Raw genomic sequence first — 4859 nt, 5'->3', positions numbered from 1 at the left:
CGCACATAGACCTGCTGCCCCACCTGCAGGGGTTGGTTGGCATATTGCTCGCGGCTGAGATGGGCCCACAGGGATCCGCCATCGCTAAGAATCAGCTCCGCCTGAATCTCCCGACCCAGGTGGATGATCTCCTTAACGCGGGCAGAAACACCACTGCTGCCGGGGTTGACCTCAATCTGCACATCGTGGGGGCGCAAAAAAAGCTGATGCGGGCCGGCCTGCACCTCGGGAAGCTGGCAAAAGAGTTGGGAGCGGGGAGAAAGCTCGTTGACCGGGCCGACAAAGCTCATCACAAAGGGTGTAGCTGGATGGTCATAGATTTCTGCCGGGGATCCCACCTGTTCGATCCGCCCCTGGTTCATCACCACGATCTGATCCGCCACCTCCATGGCTTCCTCTTGGTCGTGGGTTACAAATACCGTTGTCACATGCACCTCATCGTGCAGGCGCCGCAACCACTTGCGCAGCTCTTTGCGGACTTTGGCATCCAGGGCCCCAAAGGGCTCATCCAACAACAACACCTGCGGCTCCACCGCCAAAGCGCGGGCCAGGGCCACCCGCTGCCGCTGCCCCCCAGAGAGTTGAGAGGGGTAGCGATCCCCGAACCCCGATAGCTGCACCAGCTCCAGCAGCTCATCCACCCGTGCCCGAATCTCGGCCCGTGAAGCCTTGCGGATCTCCAAGCCAAAGGCGATGTTCTGCCGCACCGTCATGTGCTTGAACAGAGCGTAGTGCTGAAAAACAAAACCAATGTTGCGCTCCTGGACGCTGGCATGGGTAGCATCCCGCCCGGTGAGGGAAATCCGCCCCGTATCCGGCTTTTCTAGGCCGGCAATCAGGCGCAGCAGGGTGGATTTGCCAGAACCCGATGGCCCCAAGAGGGCAACCAGGGATCCCGTGGGAATGGTGAGATCGGTGGGGTGAAGGGCCTGAAACTCGCCAAAACGCTTCGATACCCCTTCGATGGTGATACCCATAGGTTCTGCCTAGCTAGTGGTTTGCCTGAGAAGTTGCTGGATGGTTGCCGGCTGAGTCTTCTGGAGAGGGCGAGGGCAGTTAAACCCGCGGCTAATCTACGGTAAACCTGTCAACAAACCGTTGATACAGCTCCCAGGATAACTTGAACGGGGATCCAAAACAAGGGAGACTCCCTACCCAAATCCGTTGGAGTGCTTCGCGTGTAGCAGGGGTGGTGCGTCAATCGGCAGAGCCAGGGATCCCTGCCCATTCGGGTTGAACAGGCCGCTGCCAGCGTTCCCACCAGGCCAGCACAGACTCAGGTGGGTGGCTGTCGTGGCTGCCGTTGGCATTGGCGGGGAGGGGGGGAGAGGGAGGTGGGGCCGGCGGTGTCAGCCAACTGACAGGCGCGGGGATCAGACAACTGGGGTGGAGAGGGCGCAGATCGCGGTAGTGGCTGCTGCGAATGGCCAGGATCTCCTGCTGAATGATGTCTGGGGGTTCTCCCAACTCCAGCAACACATGGCTGCACAGCCCCAGGCTGGCCTCAAATTCGGGGTGGACGACTTCTCTGGCCCCCAACTGATAGAGCTGTTCGATGTCTTCCTTGTCGGTAGCTCGCACCACCACATCCAATCGCGGCGCCAACTCCAGAGCTCGTTTCAGGCAGAGGCGGATGCTCATGCGATCCGGCAGGGCAATAACCAGAGCGCGGGCCTGGGGCAGGCAAGCTTTCTCCAGCACCAACGGGCTGGCCGCATTTCCGTAGAGGTAAGGGATCCCACGGGAACGCAGGTGTTGGATCACCCGTTCTGATTGATCAATGACCAAGAGGGGGTGACGACGGGCTTCCAGAATGCGCACAATGTCCTGCCCCACCTGCCCATAGCCGCACACCACCACGTGCCCCTGTTGAGGAGCCTCAGGGGCCAGAGCACGAGGCCGCTCGCCCAATTCCAACCAGCGGGCCAAGAAGGGGATCCCGTGTAGCCCGGAAAACAGTCGAGGAGCGCCCCTCAGCAGAAAGGGAGTGAGCAGAAGGGTAACGGCTGTGGTGCTGACAATCAACAAATAGATCTGCCGCGACACCAATCCCAAAGCCTGCCCCTCGCTGGCCAGCACAAAGGAGAATTCGCCGATTTGCGATAGGCCCAGCCCCACCACCACCGCTGCCGGCAGAGTGTAACCAAACAGCCGCGCCAAGGGAGCCACGATGCAAAACTTGCCCACCATCACCAGACCCACCAGCCCCAGGATCAGCAACAGATGGCCGAGGATAAAGCTGGGATCGATGAGCATGCCGATGGCCGCAAAAAAGAGAGCAGCAAACACATCTCGCAAAGGCTCTACATAGTCCAGGGTTTGGTCGGCGTACTCCACCTCCGAGATCATCAGACCGGCAATGAAAGCCCCAATCTCGCTGGAAATGCCCAGCCGCTCCGTCAACAGGGCAATCCCCACGCAGAGGCTGATCACCCCCAGCAAAAACACCTCTTTGCTCTCCTGCTGAGCCAGCAGACGCAGGAAACCGGGAACCAGCCAAATCCCGCCTACCACCGCCCCCAGCCCCACCAAGCCGATTTCTGCCAAGGCCCTGGCCAGGGATCCCGCCAGCTCCGGCAAGGGACAATCCAAAGCCGGCAACACCGCCAGCATCAGCCCCACCGCCAAGTCCTGCACAATCAGGATCCCCAGCATGGCCTGGGCTTGGGGAGTGCCCATTTGGTTGGTCTCAGTGAGACTTTTCAGCACCACGGCAGTCGAGGACAAGGAGAGCACGGCCCCCAAAAAGATCCCTTGCACCGGCGTCAACCAGCCGCTGACCACTGCCAGCACCGCCGTGATCAAAATCGTCAGGCTGATTTGCAAAATGCCGCCGCCAATGGCGATCCCCCGCACTTTGCGCAATTCTTTCAGGGAAAACTCCACCCCCAAGGTGAACAGCAAAAAGGTCACCCCAAATTGAGCCAGGGTTTCCACCTGAACCAACTCTTTGATCCACCCCAGCCCGGTGGGCCCCACTAAGATCCCGGCTAATAAGTAGCCCAGCAACACCGGCTGCCTCAGCAGTGAGGCCAAAAATCCACCCGCTGCCGCTGCCGCCAATACCGTCACAATGTCCAAAATCAGACGAAAGTCTTCCTGCACAGGGCACTCACCGAGGAATGTGAACTTTTGTAGCCAATCCTGAGGATTCTTCCACGATAATGCTTCCTCTGGCATCTCGGACAGAGCGAAGAACTCGGCTTCAAGCTCTGCACCCTGCTGCCCCCGAGGATCCCGGCTGGCCCAGCCCGGATTCAGATCCAGCCTGGATTCAGAGGAAGCTGGACGGAAACTCAGTGGAAATTTTTGTTAAAAGTTGCTGACAACACCCCAAAACCGTAGCTTATAATACAGAATGTAGATAGAAATCGTTCATCCTCTCGCGTGCTGGGCGGCTCATCATGGGTAGAGCGACATCGCAGCCAGAGGACGGAAGTAGGGAGAGATCCCGAAGGAACGCGCCTCAACTCTTCTGGTAACCGTGGGGCTTCTCTTGGGAGAAGGCGAACGGATGAAAACTCAACTCATTTGGAGGCGAAGATCATGGAACTCTTTTACCGTGGCGTCGATTACACCCCCTCTTCTGCAACAGCGGCGGTTTCTCCCGGCAAAGTGGGGGGTCGTTACCGGGGGCTGGACTGGCGGTTCCGCCATCTGACCAAGCCGGTGGTTTTGCCCACCAACCTTGACCTGCTCTATCGAGGTGTGGCTTATCATCCCAAGGCGGTCGAAGGATCGGCTCAACCCGTTCAGACGGCAGAGGCATCTGCCCCGGTGGCTGCTGCTGGCCGTTCTCACCTCTTGGACGACCTGTCTCGCCGCTTGATGATGAGCCATCAACGCTTGATTCGGATTCGCCAGCAATCCATGCTGCTCCGCGGTACAGAGCAGATTGGCCTGCATGTCAACGTGCGCAACTTCTGGAACCGCATCCAAGGAAAAGTGCATCCCACCTTTCGGCTCAACTACGACCGTAGCCGTGTCAGCATGAGCTGATCTGCCCGTAACTGTTGATGCTCTGGCATGAGCTCAGCGAGAAGGGATCCCGGCTGGGGATCCCCTTTTGGTTTCTGGGTTGAGCTTCCTCAGGTCGATGGACGGCACAGGACGCTTCAACGCTGGCACGAGGTGCTGTTGACCAAAAGCAGCCAAGTTGCTCAAGGGATCCAGAATTGAGGGGTGCTATTTCCTCGGAAAAAAACGGGATCCCATCAGGGATCCCGCTGCAGAATCGGCCACACCGCTTAGGCGTCGAAATAGAGGGCGAACTCGTAGGGGTGAGGCCGCAGATTGATGGGGTTGATCTCGTTGTCGATCTTGTACTCGATATAGGTCTGGATCAGATCTTCGGTGAAGACGCCTCCCTCCAGCAAGAAGGCATGATCCTTCTGCAAGCTTTCCAGGGCATCCAGCAGGGATCCAGGCGTGGAAGGGATCTTGGCCAGCTCTTCCGGCTCCAGATCGTAGATATCTTTGTCCAAGGGCTCGCCGGGATGGATCTTATTCTTGATCCCGTCCAGGCCAGCCATCAGCATGGCCGAAAAGGCGATGTAGGGGTTGCAGGTGGCATCCGGGCAGCGGAACTCCAGACGCTTGGCCTTGGGATTGTTGCCGGTCACGGGAATGCGAATGGCGGCGGAACGGTTGCCCTGGGAGTAAGCCAGGTTCACCGGCGCCTCGAAGCCGGGCACCAAGCGCTTGTAGGAGTTGGTGGTGGGGTTGGTGAAGGCCAGGATTGCCGGGGCATGCTTGAGCAGGCCACCGATGTAGTAGAGAGCTGTCTCGCTCAGGTTGGCATAGGTGCCTTCGCTGTAGAACAGGGGCTGGCCATCCTTCCAGAGGGACTGGTGGGTGTG

Annotated in this window: 3 protein-coding genes, 1 pseudogene and 1 riboswitch; of the genes and pseudogenes, 1 reads left to right on the top strand and 3 read right to left on the bottom strand. The window is 59.0% G+C overall.

Annotated features, from left to right (window positions below):
• Together NW856_RS03755 and NW856_RS03750 are read right to left on the bottom strand one after the other, a co-directional pair.
• Positions 1 to 977, bottom strand: a 977-nt coding sequence (locus tag NW856_RS03755; protein WP_414399167.1) for a sulfate/molybdate ABC transporter ATP-binding protein, incomplete at its 3' end; no start/stop codon positions are given.
• A gap of 220 nt (positions 978 to 1197) precedes the next feature.
• Positions 1198 to 3105 carry a cation:proton antiporter gene (locus NW856_RS03750; protein ID WP_414399166.1) on the bottom strand — a complete coding sequence of 636 codons (1908 nt, stop codon included), beginning with the start codon at positions 3103 to 3105 and terminating at the stop codon, positions 1198 to 1200.
• 265 nt (positions 3106 to 3370) lie between these two features.
• Positions 3371 to 3466: riboswitch (Glutamine riboswitch) on the top strand.
• 80 nt (positions 3467 to 3546) lie between these two features.
• Between NW856_RS03750 and NW856_RS03745 the strand changes: the two genes are divergently transcribed.
• Positions 3547 to 3999 carry a DUF4278 domain-containing protein gene (locus NW856_RS03745; protein ID WP_414390567.1) on the top strand — a complete coding sequence of 151 codons (453 nt, stop codon included), beginning with the start codon at positions 3547 to 3549 and terminating at the stop codon, positions 3997 to 3999.
• Positions 4000 to 4247: 248 nt separating this feature from the next.
• Here the strand turns inward: NW856_RS03745 and NW856_RS03740 are convergent.
• Positions 4248 to 4859 (bottom strand): annotated as a pseudogene (locus tag NW856_RS03740) (type I glutamate--ammonia ligase); the annotation flags it as partial.

Source organism: Synechococcus sp. R3-13 (assembly GCF_047462195.1).
Classification (GTDB): Bacteria; Cyanobacteriota; Cyanobacteriia; order Thermostichales; family Thermostichaceae; genus Thermostichus.
This window is presented reverse-complemented; position numbering and strand designations above follow the sequence as displayed.